Below are 18,256 nucleotides of genomic sequence, written 5' to 3'. Positions count from 1 at the left end.
CGGCGGCACTGTCAGCATTGATGGTGACTGACCCACCGCCATCGCAGCCTCGCCGGGGCTCGACAGCTCTCACCTTTGATCTTTGCTGCCTTGAGTAATGTGTCGGTTAGAACTCGATGCTCGCCGACAGCTTGGCCACCCGTGGGTCGCCCTGGGTCAGCTCAATGGCGCTTTACAAACTAGTGTGTGAGGTACGACGTATCTGAAGGCCAGAAATTTCTATTAAGGCCTGATGGCGGATGCCGAGTAGAATCACGCCCTGAAAGCGATTCCTGAGGTGCGGCAAGGTGGATTTACAGCAGGGTTTTGTCCTGACCCGGCATTGGCGCGACACCCCGGCGGGCACGCAGGTCAGCTTCTGGCTGGCGACCGACCAGGGGCCGCGGTATATCCGTCTTCCGGTGCAGCCTTCGGTGATGTTTATTCCGCTGGCCCATCGTGAGCACGCACAACGGGTGCTCAAAGGCGAGCGCGAGGTGGAACTGCGCCCGCTGCAACTGTGCGACTTCCATCACCGCCCGGTCCTGGGCCTCTATACCCGCCAGCATCGCCAGGCGATGGACCTGGAAAAGCGCCTGCGCCAGGCCGGTGTGGATGTCTACGAAGGCGATGTGCGTCCGCCCGAGCGCTATATGATGGAGCGCTTTATCACCGCGCCGGTGGCGTTTGGCGGCACGCCGGGCGAGGACGGGATGTTGCTGGAGGCGCAGATGAAACCGGCGCCCGACTACCGCCCGGCGTTGAAGCTGGTGTCCCTCGACATCGAAACCACCGCGCGCGGCGAACTGTATTCCATCGCCCTGGAAGGCTGCGGCGAGCGCCAGGTGTACATGCTCGGCCCGCCGAACAAAACCTGCGCGGTGGATTTCAAGCTCGACTACTGCGACAGCCGCGCCCAACTGCTGGAGCGCCTGAACCAGTGGCTGGCGCAACACGACCCCGACGCAATCATTGGCTGGAACCTGGTGCAGTTCGACCTGCGGGTCCTCCACGAGCATGCCCAACGCCTCAAGGTGCCATTGTTGCTTGGCCGTGGTGGCGAGGCCATGGCCTGGCGCGAACACGGCAGCCGCAACCATTACTTCGCCGCCGCTGCCGGGCGGCTGATCATCGATGGCATCGAAGCCCTGCGTTCGGCGACCTGGAGCTTTGAGTCATTCAGCCTGGAAAACGTCGCCCAGACCCTGCTTGGCGAAGGCAAGTCGATTTCCACACCCTACCAGCGCATGGATGAGATCAACCGCATGTTCGCCGAGGACAAGCCTGCCCTGGCGCGCTACAACCTCAAGGACTGCGAGCTGGTGACGCGGATTTTTGCAAAGACCGAACTGCTCAAGTTCCTGCTGGAGCGGGCCAGCGTCACCGGCCTGCCGGCGGATCGTAACGGCGGTTCGGTGGCGGCGTTCACCCATTTGTACATGCCGCTGATGCATCGCCAGGGCTTTGTCGCGCCCAACCTGGGGGACAAGCCGCCCCAGGCCAGCCCCGGCGGTTTTGTCATGGACTCGCGGCCGGGTTTGTACGAGTCGGTGCTGGTGCTGGACTACAAAAGTCTGTATCCGTCGATTATCCGCAGCTTCCTGATCGACCCCGTGGGCCTGATCGAAGGCCTGCGCCACCCTGACGACAGCGCGTCGGTGGAAGGCTTTCGCGGCGCGCGGTTTTCCCGCACCCGGCATTGCCTGCCGTCGATTGTGGCGCGGGTCTCCGAAGGCCGCGAGGTGGCCAAGCGCGAACATAACGCGCCGTTGTCCCAGGCCCTGAAAATCATCATGAATGCCTTCTACGGCGTGCTGGGCTCCAGCGGCTGCCGGTTCTTCGATACGCGGCTGGCCTCGTCCATCACGATGCGCGGCCACCAGATCATGCGCCAGACCCGCGAGCTGGTCGAAGCCCAGGGGTATGAGGTGATCTATGGCGATACCGACTCCACCTTTGTCTGGCTTGGCAGTGCCCATTCCCAGGAGGAGGCCACGCGCATCGGCCAGGGCCTGGTGCAGCACATCAACCACTGGTGGCGCGAACGCTTGCACAGCGAGTTCGGCCTGCAAAGCGCCCTGGAGCTGCAATACGAAACCCACTTCAGCCGCTTCCTGATGCCGACCATTCGCGGGGCGGAGGAGGGCAGCAAGAAGCGCTATGCCGGCCTGGTCAGCCATGCCGATGGCAGTGAAGAGATGATCTACAAAGGCCTGGAGACTGTGCGCAGCGACTGGTCGCCCCTGGCCCGCCAATTCCAGCAGGAGTTGTACCAGCGCATCTTCCACCGCCAGCCCCACCAGGATTATGTGCGTGACTACGTGCGCCGCACCCTCAGTGGCGAGTTCGATGAGCTTCTGATCTACCGCAAGCGCCTGCGCCGGCAACTGGGCGACTACGAACGCAACGTGCCGCCCCATGTACGGGCCGCGCGCCTGGCGGATGAATACAACGACCGCCAGGGCCGCCCACGCCAGTATCAGAACGGTGGCTGGATTCGCTACGTGATCACCGTCAACGGCCCCGAACCCCTGGAAGTACGCCAGGCGCCGATTGACTACGACCACTACGTCACCCGGCAATTGCAGCCAGTGGCCGATGCGATCCTGCCGTTTGTCGATGACGATTTCAGCACCCTGGTCGGTGGTCAGATGGGCTTGTTTTAACCTGTGGCTGACGCTTCACCCGGCCCCGGTGCCTGCCTGGCACTGGCCCAAGCCGTAAATCTTGGCAATCAGAAGAAACAATGAGCCCCGAAGCGCCTGAAGCCCTTGCGTCGAGGGCGTCCTGGCCTACTCTTTCTGAAGGTCGCGTAGGAATCATCCTTGAAATTGACTGTCGCAGACATGAAACTCAAACACTCTGCATGGAATTGGAAGGAGGTACGCATGCTTGTCCGGTCGCTGACCCTGGCTACCTTGATGGCGTTTACGGGGCCGTTGTTGGCTGCGGATAACCGAGGCCCGCTGGAACAGGATCAAGGCAAATTCCGCCCGCTGATCGTGATTGCACCCAGCTCCATCGACCCGACTCAGGTCAAGCTCAAGCAAGACCTTGAACAGCCTGAGAACAAACAGAAGTTCACCGAGCGCAACATGGTGCTCTACACCGTGAACTACACGAGCATCGGCACCGTCGGCCAGCGTGACGGCAAGGACCTTGGCGCCCAGGACACCAACGCGTTGATCCGCGCCTTGAAGCTGGGGGCCAGTGCCGGCACCAAAGTAATCCTGGTAGGCAAGGACGGCGAGAAGAAAGTCGAAAAGACCGTCCCCCCCGATACCCTTGACCTTGCAGAGTTCTTTGCGGCCGTCGACAAGATGCCGGCGGCAGAAAAAGAAGCCGCCGCTCCCGCCGAGCCGGAACCCGCCGCCCCGGCAGCGGGCAAACCTGGCGCCAAAGCCAAGCCTGGCAAGCACGCGCCGCAACCGCTGGAAGATTGATGCTCCTTGCTGGCGCCTACAGGGGAGGTGCCAGCGAACCCTACAAGCTGTATGCCACTTGCAGGCATTGCGCCATGAAGCATATGATAACCGTTATCATTTACGGCTTACCTTCTGCGCGCACCCTCCATGCCCCCGAACCCTGCGACAAGCCCTACTGACCTGGCCACCCTGTATCAGCAGCAACACCGCTGGCTGCAGCACTGGCTGTGGCGTCGCCTGAACTGTTCGCAGAGCGCCGCCGACCTGGCCCAGGACACGTTCCTGCGTCTGCTGGCCAAGAACCAACCCCTGGAAGTCCAGGTGCCTCGCAGCTTTCTGGCGAAGGTTGCACAGAGTGTGCTGTCCAATCACTTTCGGCGGCAGAAGCTAGAAAAGGCCTACCTGCAAGCCCTGGCGCTGTTGCCCGAAGAGGTGGCCCCCAGCGCTGAGACGCAATGGCTGCTCCTGGAAACCCTGATGGCCCTCGACGAAGTGCTCAGCCGCCTGGCATTGCCGGTGCGCCAGGCCTTCCTCTGGTCGCAGCTCGACGGCTTGGGCCACGGCGAAATTGCCGAGCGCCTGGGCACCAGCATCACCACGGTCAAGCGCTACATCGTCAAGGCCGGTGCGCAGTGCATTGTGCTCGACAGCCAGCGCCCATGAATCCCTCGCCCCTGACCCTGGACGCCGCCGAGCAAGCCATGCACTGGCAGTTGGAGTTACAGGCGCCGGACGTCACCGAACAGACCCGCGCGCAGTGGCTGGCCTGGCGCCAGCAGGACCCGCTCAACGAGCAGGCGTGGCAGCATGCCCAGCGATTTTTCCAGCGGATGCACGAGGTGCGCGACCCGGCGCACCAGGCGCTGGTCAGCGCCACCCTGTTGCCGGCGATGTCCCGGCGCCGGGTGCTGAAAAACCTGGCCCTGTTGCTGGCCGCCGGCAGCGTGGCGTGGACCGCCCGGGATAGCGGACTGTTGCAACCCTGGACCAGCGATTTCAGCACCCAGGTCGGTGAGCAATGGCGCATCGACCTGGCGGACAACAGCGAAATCCAGCTCAACACCGACACCGCTGTCGATGTGCACTACAGCCCCGCCCAGCGCCAGATCCACCTGTTGCGCGGGGAAATCCTGGTGCTGCCCAACCCGCTGGACAGCCGCCCGCTGTGGGTGAAAACCGCCGAAGGCCTGACCCAGGCCACGGGCGGTCGTTTCAGCGTGCGCCAGCGTGATGGCTTTACCCAATTGGGGGCCGACCAGCAGCCACTGGCGGCGCAGATTCCATCGCGCAACCTGAGCCTTGCGCCCGGCGAAATCATCAGCTTTGACCAACAGACCCTGCTGGCGCGACGCCCCCAGCGTGCCGGCGAGCTGGCCTGGAGCCGCGGCATGCTCGTCGCCGAAGGCCTGCGCCTGGAAGACTTCCTCAATGAACTGAGCCGCTACCGGCGCGGGCATCTGGATTGTGATCCGAGCGTGCGCGAGCTGCGGGTGTCCGGCACCTATCCGTTGGCCGACACCGACCGTATCCTCGCGGCGCTGCAACAGACCCTCACGTTGGATGTGCAGCATTTCACGCGGTTCTGGGTCACGTTGAAACCGCGTCGGGCGCAGGTCTGAATTTATTTTGCATGCAGGTGGTCCGTTTGCGAATCTCACGAGACTTATATCCCCAGACACTCACTTATCTGGGGAACAGGGCATGCACCCGCAACGCACCATCCGGGCAACACTGAAAAAATCACTGGCCGTGGCCGTCGTCCGCGGCATCGCCAGCTTCGGCGTGGCTGCGCCGTTGTTGCTGGCGCCGGCCTGGGTCATGGCCGCACCGCAGCAGGCCTTCGATATTGCCCCCGGCTCACTGGCCAGCGCGTTGAACCAGTTTGGCCAGGTTACGCAGATCCTGCTGTCCTACCCGGCCGCGCTGACAGAAGGGCAGACCAGCCCGGGCCTGCAAGGGCAGCATGACCTCGACAGCGGCCTGGCGATCCTGCTCAGCAACAGCTCGCTGCAAGCCGTGCGTGGCAGCGGCGATAACTACTCCCTGGAACCCCGTCCTACCGGCGGCGCGTTGCAACTGGGCACCGTGTCGATCTCCGGCAAGGCGCCGGGCTCGACCACCGAAGGCACCGGTTCCTACACCACGCAGTCGTCCAGCAGCTCCACGCGCTTGAACCTGACGCCCAGGGAAACCCCGCAATCGCTGACCGTCATGACCCGCCAGCGCCTGGATGACCAGCGCCTGACCAACCTGTCCGATACCCTGGATGCCACCCCCGGCATCATCGTATTGCGTGATGGCCTGGGTTCGGAAAGCGATAGCTATTTCTCCCGGGGTTTCCAGATCCAGAACTTCGAAATCGACGGCGTGCCCACCGTCACGCGCATGGACAACTACACCCAGAGCATGGCGATGTACGACCGGGTGGAAGTGGTGCGCGGCGCCACCGGCTTGATCAGCGGCATGGGCAACCCCTCGGCCACCATCAACCTGATCCGCAAGCGCCCGACGGCCGAGGCGCGGGCCAGCGTCACCGCTGAAGCGGGCAATTGGGACCGCTACGGCAGTGGCCTCGACGTGTCCGGCCCGCTGACCGAAACCGGCAATGTGCGCGGGCGCCTGGTGGCCGACTACAAGAGCGAACATGCCTGGGTTGACCGCTACAAGCAGCAGACCCAGCTGCTGTACGGCATCACTGAGTTCGACCTGACTGAAGACACCCTGCTGACCCTGGGCTTCAGCTACCTGCGTACCGATGTGGATGCCCCGGCGCGTTCCGGTTTGCCCACGCGCTTTACCGACGGTTCGCGCAGTAACCTCAGCCGTTCCCTGAATACCGCACCGGCCTGGTCCTATAACGACCATGAACAGACCAGTTTCTTTACCTCCATCGAACAGAAGTTCGACAGCGGCTGGAGCGCCAAGGCCGAGTTCACCCATTCGCAAAACAAGTTCGATGAGGTGTTCAACTACGTCAATGGCAGCCTCAACAGCGATGGCAGCGGCACCACGCAGTTGCCGGTGCGTTTCTCCGGTACGCCGCGCCAGGACAACCTCGACCTGTACGCCACCGGCCCGTTCAACCTGCTGGGCCGCGAGCACGAGTTGATCGCCGGCGTGACCCTGTCCAAGTACAAGGAAAACGTGCCCAGCCATGGTGGCTGGAACTATGCGTATTCCGGCTCTCCGGCGGGCGCCATCGACAACCTGTTCGACTGGGACGGGCACTCGGCCAAGCCGGACTTCCCGGTGACCGGCAAATCCTCGGTGGATGAAAGCCAGTACGCCGCCTACCTGAGCACGCGCCTGCGCATGACCGACGACCTGAGTGTGATCCTCGGCAGCCGGGTCATCGACTGGAAGCGCGAAACCGCAGACAGCCCCTATGGCGGCGTCGCCACCCGCACCGATGAATCGGAGACCGGCGTGTACATTCCCTACGCCGGTGTGGTCTACGACCTGACCGACAACTGGTCGGCCTACGCCAGCTACACCAAGATCTTCAATCCCCAGGCCAGTTGGGTGCGCGATATCAACAACAAGGCCCTGGAACCCATGGAAGGCAAGGGCTACGAGCTTGGCTTGAAGGGCAGCTTCTTCGACGAGCAGTTGAACACCAGCCTGGCGCTGTTCAAGCTGGAACAGGACAACCTGGCGATCTGGATCGACACCCCGGGCGGCAACACCTACCGCAACGAGAAGGGCACCACCACCGAGGGCGTCGAGCTGGAACTCAACGGTCAGTTGGCTGAAGGCTGGCAAGCGTCTGCGGGCTATGCCTATGCGGTCAGTACCGATGCCGACGACAAACGCATCGTCACCACCCTGCCGCGCCAGAGCCTGAAGACCTTCACCACCTACCGCCTGCCGGGCGCGTTGAACAAAGTGACCGTGGGGGGCGGGGTGAACTGGCAGAGCAAGGTCGGTGAAGACCTGCACACGTTCAGCCAGGGCAGCTACGCCATCACCAACCTGCTGTTGCGTTATGACGTGACACCGCAGTTGAGCACTTCGGTCAACCTCAACAACCTGTTTGACCGCGAGTACTTCAGCTATGCCGGCAACCACGGGATGTACGGCGCACCGCGTAACCTGATGACCAGCGTCAAATACGACTTCTAGACCCACCCACGACCCCCTGTGGGACCGGGCTTGCTCGCGATAGCGGTAGTTCAGGCACTATTTCTGCTAGCTGACACACCGCCATCGCCGGCAAGCCAGCTCCCACATTTGATTTGTGGCGTGGCACAAATCCTATGCCCAACAGAGCCCCCTTGTGGGAGCGGGCTTGCCCGCGATAGCGGTACTTCAGCCACTATTTCTGCTAGCTGACACACCGCCATCGCAGCTCACGCCTTCCACGGCTTGAACCACAGCCCCAACCCTGCCAATGCCACGATGCCCGCCAAGGTACTCAACCCCAACTGCCAGCCATCGTTGTGCAGCGGGTGCAGCACCAGCGCCGCCGCTGCCAGCAACACCACACTCAGCCCCCACTGCAACGGCCAGCCCAGTTGCCCGAGCAGGTGTTGGCGTTGCATCAGCAGCAGGTTGGTGACGATCACCCCGCCCAGGGCCGCCAAGGCAATCCCCGGCAAGCCCAGGAAGTACGGCAGCAAGACCAGCAGGCCGGCATTGACCAGGCTGCCCAGCAATTCACAGTTGAGCGGCAGGCGTGTGTCGCCGCTGGCGTAGGCATAGCGCGCGAGCATGGCGTTCCAGGCGCCGAACACCAGGGGCGTGGCGAACCAGGCGAGCAGGGCGGGCAGCGGGCCGTCGGCGCTTTGTGCGGGCATCAGCAGGTGAATCAGCACGGGGCTGGCGCCAATCAGGCCGAGGGCGGCGGGCAGGCTCAGCAGGGTGGCGGCGTCCAGGCCACGGCGCAGCAGGGCCAGGCGTTGTTGGCCTTGTTCACCGCTCATCATCCCCAGCAATACCTGGTTGAGGCTCATCAGCGCAATCAGCGGCAGGTTGATCAGCTTGCGCGCCAGGTTGACCCAGGTCACCGCGCCTTCGCCCAGGTAGCTGGCGATCAACCGTTCAAGAAAGGCCAGGCCCTGGCTGGCGAGATTGCTCGCCAGCAGCGGACCGATACGCCCCAGCAACTCGCGGCCGGCCAGGGCATCGCCCTTGACCTGCCAGGGGCGCCAGCCGAATGACCAGACCGGCGCCAGCAGCGGCAGGCACATCAACACGCTGCCGGCAAAAAAACACATCGCCAGTTCCGCGCTGTCGCTGTCCGTGCCGCGGATAAACAGGTACAGCACCGGCGGCAGGTTGAACAGCAACGAGCCCAGCCCCGGCAGCACAAAGCGCTGGCGCGCCTGCAACGGAATACTGAACAGGCCATGCATCACCAGCCCCGGCGCACAGGCGGCCAGCCAGCGCAGGTTGGCGGCGGCCTGGTCGTGGGCGGCAGCGTCCAGCCCCGGGCCGATCAGTCGGACCCACAATGGCGCGCCAAGGGCCAGCACGGCGAACAGCGCCAGGCCCACGCCAAGCAGGCGCGGCGACAGGCTGGCCAGCCAGGCTTGCTGGCGCTGCGCATCCCGTTGTTGATAGAGGGGCAGCGCCGCAGCGGCGAGCAAGCCGGCGGCCAGGGTCATGCGCAGCGCTTCGGGCAGAAACACCGCCACCAAAAACCCGTCGCTGCGGCTGCCCGCACCCCAGGCGGCCACCAGCAGCCATTCCCGGGCAAAGCCGGCCACCAGCCCGGCCAGCGTCGCCAGGGTCAGCCACAGGGTGCTGCCAAACATCAGTGGAACAGGGTGAACAGGCCCTTGCCACCCACCTTGTAGTTCAGCCCGCGAACGCGCTCGCCCATGACTTTGGCGCCGGTGCCACCGACAATTTTGTACGGCGCGACAGTCTTGGCCACCACCGTATTGGCCGCCACCACCGAGCCCTCGCACAGGTGGGTGCCGAAGCCGATCAGCGCACGGCTGCCGATCCACACATAGTCGTCGATATAAATCGCCCCGGAAATCGACCAGAACTCCGGCGCCTGCAAGTCATGGCTGCCGGCGATGATCAGCACATGGGAGGCAATCGCCACATGGTTGCCGATCACCAGGCCGGCGCGCGCATCCACCTGGCAATGCCAGCCGATCACTGTGTCGTCGCCGACGCTCAGGTTGTGGATGCCCAGCACTTCGGTGTTGCGCCACAGGCTCGAACCCTTGCCGATCTTGGCGCCGCCCAGGCGCAGCCAGCCGATACGGATATGGTGGCTGGGGATCTTGTTGATCAGGATGTTGTAGGCCATGTCCCAGGCGCTGCGCCAGCGGTCCTTGAGAGTTGCCCAGTTCTTGCCATAGAGCGGCAGGAGTTGCGTCGGCACATCCTGCTTCAGGCGATGGAACAAACGGCGTGCCACCGGATGCTCGATGGTCGGCTCCACATCGATGGCGCTTATCCAGAAGCGCTTGTTCTCGCCTTCGCCTTCTTCAAACACCACCTCGTTGGCCAGGCACCAGGCCAGGCCGTCTTGCAAGTCTTGCAGGCTCACGCCCAATTCGCTGGCCAGGGCGGGCAGGCGGTCACGCAGGTCGGGGGAGTGAATAGTGCGATGTTTCATGGTCGGTCATCCTTTGGTACGCAAACAGGAGCGGTCAGGGTCGGGCTCAGGCGTACCTGTTGCAGGCTGATGCCCATCAACAGCCAGAACAGCGCGATCAAGACAAAGGTGAAGCTGAAGTAGTGGTCGAAAATCCCGGTCAGCAGCGCCGCCAGCACGCCGCACACGCAGCCCAGCCACAGGGCATTGTCGGCGGTGACCTTGCGCACCGAGCCCAGCGGCCGCACTTCGCGCCACCACAACACGGTGACGGTGATAAACAACAGCATCCCGGGGATGCCGATCTTGTAGATGAAGTTCAGCCACAGGTTGGAAATCCCCAGCAGGTTGCTGCCCGGCACCGGAGGGTCGACCTTGAAGCCGATGCCCAGCGGGTACTTGGCCATTACCTCGGGGAACCCGGCGTACTCGTCGAAGCGAATCTCGGTACTGGCGTTGGTGGTCGAGAATATCGTCATCAAACGGTCCTGCAACGGAGGATAGAACAGCACCAGGGCGACCACCAAGGCCACGCCGATGCCGATGATCCGCCCGCTGTGGGGCACGCGCTTGTAGGTCAGCCAGATCAGGATCAGCGCCAGGGCCACAATCGCGCCCCGGGAGATACTCAACAGCAGGCCGGCGCAACCGAGCACCGCCACCGCCAGGCCCAGGGCGCGGCGCCAGCCGCTGCGGGTCCAGCCGTAGAACAGCGCCAGCGGGATAAACAGCACCAGCACGCCACCGGTCAGGTTCGGGTGGACCCAGGGCGAGGCCATGCGCTTGTAGTTGGCCGAGAAGATGTCCTTCACCGCCTCGGGGTGGGCGTACTTGAGGTCGGTGAGAATGTCGATCATCGACATCGCGTTGCGCGTCTTGAGGAACATGAAGATCGACAGCAACAGCATCGCCAGGTTGCCCAGCAGCAGGGCGACCACCACTTTGTCGCGGTCGGCATCGGTGCGCAGCAGCAGCGGCACGATAAACAGCAGCGACAGGTTCATCAGCCAACGCACCCAGTTCACCGGGCCGTTGCCCTCGGCGTGGATGATGAGCATGCCCCAGATAAACGGGATGGCGCTGAACAGCATCAGCCACATCAATACCCGCTCGGTGGGGCGCCAAAGCAGCAAGCCACGGGTCTTGCCGATAAACGATTGCCAGAACACCCCGGCCCAGGTCAGGCCCAGCACCGCCTCGCTGACGGTGGTGCGGATCCCCAGCTGCAAGGTGGTGTAGGGAATGCTGGTGGCCAGTACGGCAAAGATCAGCAAGCCCCACAACGGTTTGCGGATCAGGGTCAGCGCCACGCCCAGGCCGACCACGATCATCAAGACCTTCATCGGCGGCAGTGCCAGTAGCAAGCCACCGAAGACCAGGCCCAGGAGCAGACTAACGAGTTTTCCTGGCAGCATTAGCGGTTCAATTCCTTGAGCAGTTTATCCAGGTGCAGGCGATAGGCCGGTTCGGCAAACTGCCGGGCCCATGTGCGTTGCAGTTCGCGGTCGGCCGTGGCCCCGGGGGGCGCCAGTAAGAGCATCAAGGTTTGCAGTTGCTCGGCGTCGTCGGGCGCAAAGCGCGGTGCGGTGGGCGGCGCCACTTCATCCAGGGCCGAGCCACGGGCCACCGCGACCGGCGTGCCGACACTCAGCGCTTCCACCACTGGCAAACCAAACCCTTCAGCATAGGACGGCTGCCACAGGTACGCGGCATGCCGATAGAGCGCCTGCAACTGGCCGTCGGACAAGCCGCTGCACCAATGCAGGCCCGGCAATTCGCCCAGGGTGGCCGGCACATCGCTGGCATGGCCGACCAGTACTAGGTCCGGCACGTTCGGGTCCTGGGCGCGGCTGGCCTGCCATTGCGCCAGGAAAAACGCCATGTTCTTGCGCGGCTCACGGGTGCCCACCACCAGCCAGTAGCGCGCTGGCAAGCCTTCGGGCAGCGGCTCGGGGGCTGCGCTGAACTCCGGCACCAGGTTGTTCAACACGCGGAACTTGGCCCGCGCCCAGGGGAACAGGCGCGCCGCTTCATCGCACGAAAACTGCGACGGGCACCACACCCGGTCCGCCTGCCACACCGACCAGGCAATCGACGCCCCATCGATCAGGCGGTAGGCCAGGGCCTTGAGCCGGGAGCGATGGAAATTGCGCTGGGTCAGTTGAAACAGATCGTGCAGCACCAGCACATAACGGGTGCCGGCGGGCTTGCGGCACAGGGGCAAGCCCATGTTGGCCGTGGCGATGTACAGGTCGATCTGCTGTTGGTGGATTTCCCGGGGCAGGAAACCGCGCTCAAAGCGCCAGCGCACCTGGGGCCGTTGCAGGCCTTCGAGGGGGCTGGCCCAGGGTGGGCACACCGCCGTGTCGCGCTGGGGATGATCCAGCGGCGCTTCGGTAAACAGCACCACTTGCGTCGTGTCCCGTGCGCGCAAGGCGTGCTCCAGGGCCAGCACCTGGCGGGCGATGCCCGACGAGGGTGCGACCGTGGCCGGGCGGTAATCCAGGGCTACGCGCATGCTTGGGGCTCCTGTTGGGTGGGCAAGGTGCGGTAGATCTGCTCCAGTTCATTCGCGGCCACCGCCCAGTCGTGATGGTTGCGCGCATACTCCCGTGCAGCTTCCGCCAGTTGGCTGGCCAGCGCCGGTTCGTCCAGCAGGCGCACAATTCCCTCGGCCAGAGCCTCGGCGCTTTCACCGGCCAGGTAGTGCGCCTGCGCCTCGACCGCCAGCCCGGACACGCCCTGGGCGGTGCTCACCAGCGGCAGGCCGGCGGCCATGGCTTCCAGCACTTTGAGTTTGGAGCCGCCGCCATGGCGCAGCGCGGCGACAAAACCTGCGCAACGGCGCTGCAAGGCGCTCAGGTCGGGGACAAAACCCTGCCAGTCAATACGTTCGTCCGGCCAGCGCTCGCGCCAGTGTGCGGGCAAGCCGAAGCCGGCCACCGCCAGGCGGGCAGTGGGGCACTGCAACCAGACCCGGGGGAAGATATCGTCGAGCAGCCACTGCACCGCATCGAGGTTCGGCGCGTATTCGTAGTTACCGACAAACAGCAGGCGCTGGCTCTGCGGGTCGGCGCTGACGGCGCTGAACGCGCGGCTGTCGACCCCATTGACCACCACGCTTACCGGTGTGGCGGTCAGTTGGCCGATGGCCTGGGCATCGGCTTGGGTCACGGCCACCACATGGCAGGCTGCATCAAACGCTTTGCGTTCCCACTGCTGGCAACGCCATTGGTCGTAGCGCACGAACAGTCCGGCCCATTTGGGGAAGCGGTCATAGGTGGCACCGCCCAGGCTCGATTCCAGGTTGTGCTCGGTGAGCACGAAACCCTGCGATTGCTGGCGCAGGATAGTGAGGTACGGTTGCAGGCTGTAGCTGTGCTCGACCTGGATCACATCCCAGGTTTCGTCCAGCAGTTCGCGAAAGCGCGCCTGCAACGCCGGGGACAGGCCATTGACCGTGGTCAGCAGCGGCCAGGGCGCAAACACCCCGGCAAGCAGGGTCATGGGGTGTTTCAGCGGCCGGCGCGGCACTACGACCAGGCGTTCGAGCAAGGGCTCAAGGGCGGCGTGCACGGCAGCATCGGCCGGAGTTTTCGATTGCACCAGCAAAGTGATGCGATGCCCGCGCTCACTCAAGGTGCGCAGCAAATGGTACTGCCGGGTCTTGCCGCCGCTGGTCATCGGCCACGGCAGATAGGGCACAATCCACAGGATTCTCACGTGCAGCTCTCCATGCCTGGGCGTGCTACCACACCACTATCTGTAACGTCGGTTTCACCGGGGGGCGAATGCCGTTGTAGTCGTTAAGGGTCTGCCTAGCGCCGGTCAGCGGGTCCAGCAGTTCGGCGCGCTGGATCTCGGGCAAGTGCAGGCTGGTGCCTTTGGCGCTCCAGTACATCAACAGGCGTTTGCCGTCGTCGCGGGTCCAGGCCACGCTGTACAAGGTGTTTGGCACATCCTTGAGCCGCGGCGTGGCGCCGGGCTTGAGGCGCGGGCCGGTGATGTCGAGGAAGCGGGCGAGGGCGTTGTAGACCGGCTTCGGTTCGCCGTTGAGGTCCAGCAGGCCGTAGTGCTGGTCACGCACGGAGGCGCGCGCATCCAGGTCGGACAGGGCAAACAGGAAGATCTTCTGGTAGTCCTGGGACGCCATCAGCGCCAGGCGGCGCAAGGTGAAATCGGCCTGGCCGTCGACGCCGATCAGGTCCTGCATCTCCTTGGGCCCGGCATAGCTGGACCAGCCCCATTCGGTAGCCCAGACATCCTTGACCCCGGCACCGTGCAGCATCGCATTGAGTTGGTCACCGCGCAGCAGCACTTCATTCTTGCCCGGCTCGTCGGTTTCCGGGGTCATCGAGTACGGGTGATAGGCCGCCACCATGCCCAGGCTTTGCACGCCGAGCGCGCCGAGCGCTTCAAACATCAGGGTCTTGCCACGCGGCGGCATCTGGCTGTAGTAGGCCATGCCGCCCATCACCTGGATCTTGTCCGGTGCGGCGATATTCAGTGCCTGATGACTGGCCAGCAGCAAGCGCCCGTATTCTTCGGCGTTGACCTTGGGGCGCCAGTTATTGGGCAGGTTCTGTTCGTTCCACACCTGCCAGGCGTTGATATTCGGGTAGCGCTTGGCCAACAGGGCCAAGCGCAGGGCATACACGCTGGAATCCCGGGGCCGGTACTGGTCCTGGAACTCCGCGCCCGGGGGGGCCGTGGTGATAAACGGCGCCGAGCCCACCAGGTAGAACACCGAGCGGATCTTCTCGGCGGTCAGGGTGCGGTCCAGTTCGTCGAAGGTGCTCAGTTGGTAATCTTCTTCCTTGGGTTCCAGGCGGTCCCAGTGCAGGTCGACGCGCACCCAGTCCAGCCCCAGCTTCTGGTATTGGCGGATCTGCTTTTGGTACTGCTCGGGCTTGAACCACAGAAAATGCGCGTTCACCCCCAAGAACTCGCGCCAGACCACGGTGCGCTGGGGCGCCAGGTTGACCGGCTCCGCGTCGACCTTTTCACTAAGCAGTAGCGCGCCGCCCACGGCCAGGGCGAGGACCAGTGGCAGGTAGCGCCACATTGGGCGAGTAGACGAAGGGTTCATCACAAAGGCTCCTTGACTGCGGCCTGGAACATCTCGGCAAAGCGTTGGGCGGTGCTGGCCCACTGACGCTGCCGGCCGATGTCGGCAGCGTGGTCGGCCCACTGGCGGGCCTGTTGCGGGTCGAGGATCAGGCGGTTCAGGGCATCGCTCAACGAGGCGATATCCCCCTGTTGATAGGTGATGCCATTGCCAGCGGCGACTTCTTCGGCAAAGGCGCGGGCATTGGAGGTAATCACCCCGCGCCCGCAGGCATTGGCCCAGGACAGTGCGCCACTGGTGCCACGCATCTGCCCCAGGAAACCGAGTTTTTTCGATTCGCGGTACGGCAGCACCAGCACATGGTGGGCCTGGAGGGTGTGGGGAATGTCCGCCGAAGGCAGGTCCAGTTGCCAGTCCACCACATCGCCCAGGTGCAGGGTGGCGATCAGTTGGCGCAGGCCATCGAGGTAATTGCCGGCCGGGTCGAAGGTCATTTCCGGCGCGGTGCCACCGGCCAGGGTCAGGCGCACCTGGCCACGGCATTGCGGGTGGGCGGCCAGGGAGCGGGCCAGGGCCTGCAGCAGGTCCTCGATGCCCTTGCCACGGTAGATAAAGCCGAAATACAGCAGGCGCAACGGTTGCAACGGCGGCAAGGCCACGGGGGCGATGGGCAGGTTGCCGTGGGCAATCACCGCCACTTGCTCAGGCCTGAGCCCCATGCGCTGGCGCAGGCAATCGCCACCCAGGCGGGTGAGGGTGATCAGGCGGCGCAGGCTTTTGGCCAGGCGCCGCTCTTCGTACAGGGTCAATGGGTCAGCCAGCAACGCCGCGGCCTGGGGCAGCGGGTGGGGCAGGCGTTCAAGCAGGGTCAGCGGGAAAAACAGCTTGGCCCGGCGCCAGATCAGGCGCTCCGGGTCGTGTACGGTGGCAGTCAACGGCAACTGCGGCTGGGCCCGGCGCAGGTAGTCCAGGGCCTGGAACTCGGCAAAGCGCCCGCCGCCCAGCTCGGCATGCACCAGGTCCACGCCGCGCCAGTCAAAGGCATGCAGGCGCTGCAACTGTTGCGCCAGGTCCAGGCAACCTTCCAGGGGCGTCAGCACCTCCAGGCCCCGTTCGCGCAACGCGCTGCGCAAGTGCGCAGCGTAGTCGGCGATCCCGGTCTGCTCGGGGGGCAGTGGCGCCAGTAACACAATGCGCATCAGGCCGCACCGCGCCAGCTGTTGAGCCGCGCCAGGACAGTGGCCGGCACTTCAAAACGGCGGCGGTTGAGGATCATCCCGTCGACTTTGCCGAATGCGGTGGTCAGCAGCGACAGAGCGTTCTCGATGGTCGGCACGGTGCTGGTGCGGGCTTCAATCACCAGCACAATCTGCTCAGCGCGGCGCAGGGTAAGGAACGCCTGCGGGTTGGACGACAGGGCCGAGGCATCCAGCAGCAGCACTTCACCCGGCTTTGCCGCTTCAGTGCCGTTGACCGAGACCCGGTGGCCGCGCTCTTCGAGCAGGCGCTTGAGTTGCTCGATGATAAAACTCACGCCTTCGCCATGCCGTGCCGAGGTCAGGCCCAGGGCAAAGCCCTCGCTGGCGATGCGCTCGGCGGGCAGCAGGCTGTACAGGCGATAGATGCTGGCGGTGAGGGCGGCCGGCGTGGCGTGTTGCGCATCGGGGATGCTGCTCCACAGCGGTACACCGAACATTTCCTGCAGGCGCGCGCCATCGTGGATGCGCTGGTCCAGCAGGTACAGCACGTAGATGGTCAGCAAGCCGACGGCCAGGCCGGCAGGAAGGGTGAACAGCAGAATCAGCAGGCTCTTGGGAAACACGCGCGCCGGGTTGAGGGTGGCGTGCTCGATCAGGGCGATATTGCTGATCTGGCTGCTGTCCAGCTCGTGGTCAATGCGCGCCTGCTCAAGGTTTTCCGAGTACAGCGCGTAGCTTTTCTCGGCGGTGCGCAGTTGCTGGGACAGCTTGTTCAACTCAGGTTCATCGGTCATCGCCTGGTCACGCTGGGCGCGCAGTTCGGCAAGGGTCTTCTCGTAGTTCTCGATTTCCCCGGCCAGTTTGCGCTCCTGCAACTGGGCGTCGATGATCTGTTGCTTGACGTTGATCACCAGGCTGTTGGGCGCGGTGTTTTGCGAGCGCTCCAGGCGTGTGGCTTCCTGGGCGCTGAGGGCTTCGAGGTCGCGGATGTTCTGCTCGATCTGGTTGACCTGCGGCGTGTTCGGCAGATAGGTGCGCAGCAGGCGCGCCCGTTCCACTTGCAGGGTATTGAGCTGGCGCTTGAGGTCCAGCTGGGTCGGGTTGAGGCTGGTTTCCCGGCCCGTGACCACTTCGGCCGGCTGGTTCTTGATCTGCTGGCTGGCGTTGGCCAGGAAGCTGCGGATCCCGGCGATCTGGTTTTGCGCGGTGACCTTGGCGTCGGTGATGCGGTCGATCTGGTTGGTCAGGTTTTTCAGGCGCGCGTCCACGCTGATCGAGTCGATCTGCTTCAGGCGGCCCTGCAGTTCATCCTTGAGCCCCTGGATATTGGTCGCGACCTTGCTGCGTTCGGTTTCATAGAAGGTATGCAGGCTCTTGCGCCCGAGAATCCGCGCGCGCTCTTCCAGGTAGGCATCGACCCAGGTCTCGACGACTTTTTGCGCGATGGCCGGATCGTCCCAGGTAAAGGAAATCTCGATCACCGAGGAGCCCGGTTCGTGGCCGGCTTCAAAGTTCTTTTCCAGCTTGGTCGCCAGGCGTTCCAGCGGGCTTTGCTTCTCGACCAGGCCGACGAATTGCAGGACGCTGCGCACCGCATTGAGCACGTCGCCGACGGCTTTCTTGACGTAGAACTTGGTGACTTTCCAGAAGCCCTGTGGCGGCTCTGAAGTCATTGCCAGGTAGCGCTCGGCCACGATATGCACAATGGGCCGGCCGGTGAGCATCTTCTCCTCATCGACAATCGGGTCGTGCTGGGTGCTGGGGGCAATCAGCGTCTGGCGGTTGGCGGCTTCGATCGGCAAGGTGGTGTTGTCCCGCCCTGGCTTGACCAGCAAGCGCGCGTCGGACTCGTAGCGCGCCGGCAATAGGAAGGCACCCAGCACGGCCACCACAATCGTGGTGATCACGGCCAGTTTGAATTCGCGGCGGAAGATGAAAAACAGCCGCAAAAGGTCGCGTAGAGAGCGGATTTCGATCACAGGATCACTCCATTGAGGGGAATGTGAAAACTCATTAGAGATTTAGGGTG

The 18,256-nt window shown here is 64.0% G+C and carries 13 protein-coding genes; 5 read left to right on the top strand and 8 right to left on the bottom strand.

Going from position 1 to position 18,256, the window contains the following annotated elements; genetic code table 11:
* Positions 1 to 287 precede the first annotated feature (287 nt).
* From AC07W7_RS17980 to AC07W7_RS17960, 5 genes are all read left to right on the top strand, one after another.
* A complete protein-coding gene (locus AC07W7_RS17980; protein ID WP_495039819.1) occupies positions 288 to 2,645 on the top strand; it encodes a DNA polymerase II in 2,358 nt (785 codons plus the stop codon).
* A 222-nt stretch (positions 2,646 to 2,867) separates the two neighbouring features.
* Positions 2,868 to 3,422 (top strand): DUF4174 domain-containing protein, encoded by a 555-nt coding sequence (locus AC07W7_RS17975; protein ID WP_495039818.1) that lies wholly within the window; start codon positions 2,868 to 2,870, stop codon positions 3,420 to 3,422.
* A 129-nt stretch (positions 3,423 to 3,551) separates the two neighbouring features.
* The gene (locus AC07W7_RS17970; protein WP_495039817.1) at positions 3,552 to 4,067 is read left to right on the top strand and encodes a sigma-70 family RNA polymerase sigma factor; all 516 of its coding nucleotides are present in this window, start codon (positions 3,552 to 3,554) and stop codon (positions 4,065 to 4,067) included.
* Positions 4,064 to 5,023, top strand: a complete 960-nt coding sequence (locus AC07W7_RS17965) for a FecR domain-containing protein (RefSeq protein WP_495039816.1) — start codon at positions 4,064 to 4,066, stop codon at positions 5,021 to 5,023. Before AC07W7_RS17970 ends, AC07W7_RS17965 begins: the two co-directional genes overlap by 4 nt.
* Before the next feature lie 82 nt (positions 5,024 to 5,105).
* Positions 5,106 to 7,526: a TonB-dependent siderophore receptor gene (locus AC07W7_RS17960; protein ID WP_495039815.1), complete on the top strand. Its 2,421-nt coding sequence runs from the start codon at positions 5,106 to 5,108 to the stop codon at positions 7,524 to 7,526.
* 227 nt (positions 7,527 to 7,753) lie between these two features.
* Here the strand turns inward: AC07W7_RS17960 and AC07W7_RS17955 are convergent, their stop codons facing one another.
* From AC07W7_RS17955 to AC07W7_RS17920, 8 genes are read right to left on the bottom strand one after another with little or no spacing between them, the layout of a single operon-like run.
* Positions 7,754 to 9,160: a lipid II flippase MurJ gene (locus AC07W7_RS17955; protein WP_495039814.1), complete on the bottom strand. Its 1,407-nt coding sequence runs from the start codon at positions 9,158 to 9,160 to the stop codon at positions 7,754 to 7,756.
* Complete coding sequence (locus tag AC07W7_RS17950) at positions 9,160 to 9,981, bottom strand: acyltransferase (RefSeq protein ID WP_495039813.1); 822 nt, start codon at positions 9,979 to 9,981, stop codon at positions 9,160 to 9,162. Before AC07W7_RS17950 ends, AC07W7_RS17955 begins: the two co-directional genes overlap by 1 nt.
* Positions 9,978 to 11,375 (bottom strand): O-antigen ligase family protein, encoded by a 1,398-nt coding sequence (locus AC07W7_RS17945; protein ID WP_495039812.1) that lies wholly within the window; start codon positions 11,373 to 11,375, stop codon positions 9,978 to 9,980. The genes AC07W7_RS17950 and AC07W7_RS17945 overlap by 4 nt, the downstream gene beginning before the upstream one ends.
* Positions 11,375 to 12,478 (bottom strand): glycosyltransferase family 4 protein, encoded by a 1,104-nt coding sequence (locus tag AC07W7_RS17940; protein WP_099170432.1) that lies wholly within the window; start codon positions 12,476 to 12,478, stop codon positions 11,375 to 11,377. Before AC07W7_RS17940 ends, AC07W7_RS17945 begins: the two co-directional genes overlap by 1 nt.
* Positions 12,469 to 13,683: a glycosyltransferase family 4 protein gene (locus AC07W7_RS17935; RefSeq protein WP_495039811.1), complete on the bottom strand. Its 1,215-nt coding sequence runs from the start codon at positions 13,681 to 13,683 to the stop codon at positions 12,469 to 12,471. Before AC07W7_RS17935 ends, AC07W7_RS17940 begins: the two co-directional genes overlap by 10 nt.
* 25 nt (positions 13,684 to 13,708) lie before the next feature.
* Positions 13,709 to 15,049: a beta-xylosidase gene (locus AC07W7_RS17930; protein ID WP_495039810.1), complete on the bottom strand. Its 1,341-nt coding sequence runs from the start codon at positions 15,047 to 15,049 to the stop codon at positions 13,709 to 13,711.
* Positions 15,049 to 16,227, bottom strand: coding sequence for a glycosyltransferase (locus AC07W7_RS17925; protein WP_495039809.1), 1,179 nt, complete (start codon positions 16,225 to 16,227; stop codon positions 15,049 to 15,051). Before AC07W7_RS17925 ends, AC07W7_RS17930 begins: the two co-directional genes overlap by 1 nt.
* The gene (locus AC07W7_RS17920) at positions 16,227 to 18,206 is read right to left on the bottom strand and encodes a GumC family protein (RefSeq protein WP_495039808.1); all 1,980 of its coding nucleotides are present in this window, start codon (positions 18,204 to 18,206) and stop codon (positions 16,227 to 16,229) included. Before AC07W7_RS17920 ends, AC07W7_RS17925 begins: the two co-directional genes overlap by 1 nt.
* Positions 18,207 to 18,256 lie beyond the last annotated feature (50 nt).

This window comes from Pseudomonas sp. GW821-FHT01D09, from assembly GCF_059422465.1.
Note: the sequence above shows the minus strand (reverse complement) of the source record. Positions and strands in the feature narration are given on the sequence as shown.